The sequence below is a fragment of the Variovorax sp. 20P10.2.4 genome, from assembly GCF_058244205.1.
The window spans coordinates 1-1,746 of record NZ_JBZAYE010001022.1; the positions used below are offsets into that span (position 1 = coordinate 1).

The following is a 1,746-nucleotide window of genomic DNA, read 5'->3' on the forward strand; positions in this document are numbered from 1 at the left end:
CGCTGAAGATCGACCTCGAGGACGACATCGTCGCCGCCTGCCGCGTCACGCAGGACGGCCAGGTCACGAAGAAGTAAGCGAACACGCGAGGAGAAGAAATCATGGACATCGTCTCTCACACCGTCATCAACCTCATCATCTTCGTGCTGGCCATCTACGTGGGCTACCACGTGGTGTGGACCGTCACGCCCGCGCTGCACACGCCGCTGATGGCCGTGACCAACGCCATCTCGGCGATCGTCATCGTGGGCGCCATGCTGGCCGCCGCGCTCACCGAGACCGGCCTGGGCAAGACCATGGGCGTGCTGGCCGTCGCGCTGGCGGCGGTCAACGTCTTCGGCGGCTTCCTAGTCACGCGGCGCATGCTGGAGATGTTCAAGAAGAAGGAGCGCAAGGCCGCGCCCGCAGCCGCCGAGGGAGCTTCCAAGTGAGCATGAACCTCGTCACCCTGCTGTACCTGCTGGCCAGCATCTGCTTCATCCAGGCGCTCAAGGGCCTGAGCCATCCCACCACCTCGATCCGCGGCAACGTCTTCGGCATGACCGGCATGGCGATCGCCGTGCTGACCACCGGCGCGCTGATCTACAAGCTCGCCAGCGGCAACCTCGAAGGCCTGGCCTACGTGCTGGTCGCGCTGGTCGTGGGCGGGGGCCTCGGTGCCTACATGGCCAACAAGGTCGAGATGACCAAGATGCCCGAGCTGGTGGCCTTCATGCACAGCATGATCGGCCTGGCGGCCGTGTTCATCGCGGTGGCCGCCGTGGCCGAGCCGCATGCCTTCAACATCGCGCTCAAGGGCGATCCGATCCCCGCGGGCAACCGCCTGGAGCTGTTCCTGGGCGCGGCCATCGGCGCCATCACCTTCAGCGGCTCGGTGATCGCCTTCGGCAAGCTCTCGGGCAAGTACAAGTTCCGCCTGTTCCAGGGCGCGCCGGTGCAGTTCGCGGGCCAGCACATGCTCAACCTCGTGCTGGGCCTGGCGACCGTGGGCCTGGGCCTCGTGTTCATGGCGACGGAGAACTGGACCGCGTTCTTCGCGATGCTCGCGCTGGCCTTCGTGATGGGCGTGCTGATCATCATCCCGATCGGTGGCGCGGACATGCCGGTGGTGGTGTCGATGCTCAACAGCTACTCGGGCTGGGCGGCCGCGGGCATCGGCTTCAGCCTGAACAACGCGATGCTGATCGTGGCGGGCAGCCTGGTGGGCAGCTCGGGTGCGATCCTGAGCTACATCATGTGCAAGGCGATGAACCGCTCGTTCTTCAACGTGATCCTGGGCGGCTTCGGCGGCGACGCTGCGGCGGCCACGGGCGGCGCGAAGGAGCAGCGCCCCGTGAAGAGCGGCAGCGCCGACGACGCGGCCTTCGTGCTGGGCAATGCCGAGACGGTGGTGATCGTGCCGGGCTACGGCCTGGCGGTGGCGCGTGCGCAGCATGCGGTCAAGGAACTCGCGGCCAAGCTCACCGAGAAGGGCATCACGGTGAAGTACGCGATCCATCCGGTGGCCGGTCGCATGCCGGGGCACATGAACGTGCTGCTGGCCGAGGCCGAGGTGCCGTACGACCAGGTGTTCGAGATGGAGGACATCAACGGCGAGTTCGGCCAGGCCGACGTGGCGATCATCCTGGGTGCCAACGACGTGGTGAACCCGGCCGCGCACACCAAGGGCAGCCCGATCTACGGCATGCCGATCCTGGAGGCCTACAAGGCCAAGACGGTGATCGTGAACAAGCGCTCCATGGCCGC

At 66.5% G+C, this 1,746-nt stretch carries 2 protein-coding genes; both read left to right on the top strand.

Annotated features, from left to right (window positions below; all coding sequences use genetic code 11):
- The first annotated feature begins 101 nt into the window (after positions 1-101).
- A complete protein-coding gene (locus tag AC27VN_RS40620) occupies positions 102-431 on the top strand; it encodes an NAD(P) transhydrogenase subunit alpha part 2 (RefSeq protein ID WP_093350473.1) in 330 nt (109 codons plus the stop codon).
- Positions 428-1,746, top strand: a 1,319-nt coding sequence (locus tag AC27VN_RS40625) for an NAD(P)(+) transhydrogenase (Re/Si-specific) subunit beta (RefSeq protein ID WP_490880386.1), incomplete at its 3' end; no start/stop codon positions are given. The genes AC27VN_RS40620 and AC27VN_RS40625, both read left to right, overlap by 4 nt.